The sequence below is a fragment of the Vibrio sp. 811 genome (genome assembly GCF_033339195.1).
Map to the genome: position 1 here is coordinate 1 of NZ_JAWOUB010000735.1, position 566 is coordinate 566.

Annotated in this window: 1 protein-coding gene; it reads left to right on the forward strand. The window is 44.2% G+C overall.

Annotation, left to right across the window (positions count from 1 at the left end):
- Nucleotides 1-484 (forward strand): phospholipase A (locus R7Q46_RS29125; protein ID WP_318078571.1); only part of this gene is annotated, 484 nt, incomplete at its 5' end.
- Between the last annotated feature and the right edge of the window lie 82 nt (nucleotides 485-566).

The window sequence follows — 566 nt, forward strand, 5'->3', positions numbered from 1 at the left end:
GTTTTACTTCACTCCTACAAGTTGGCAGCCGCTTGGTGGCTCAACTTGGCTGGGTTTCGGTATTGAGCATGAATCAAATGGTCAGAGACAAGAGCTATCGCGCAGTTGGAACCGCGTTTATACCAACTTAACCTTTGCGAAAGACAATTTTGTCGCCTCTATCCAGCCTTGGTGGCGCATACCTGAGGACGAAAAAACCTTTCCGAATGATCCTAAAGGTGATGATAACCCAGATATCGAAGATTACATGGGGCATTTTGAGCTAACAAGCGCCTACAAATGGGACGATTACGAGTTGACGTTCTTGGGGCGCGAGAATTTTAAAACGCATAAAGGCTATGCTGAGATAGGTTTGTTGTTTCCAATTTGGGGAAAAGTTAGGGGATATGCTCAATACTCGACTGGATACGGCAAAAGCCTAATTGACTACGACCATAATCAGCAGCGCATTGGTGTTGGTATCGCGATCAACGGTGTTCTGTAGTTTTTCGATAGCCCAAGAGAAATAAACACTGGCAATTGAGATTTCAGTATTTAGAATGCGTGGCTGAAATTGATTTCTAACC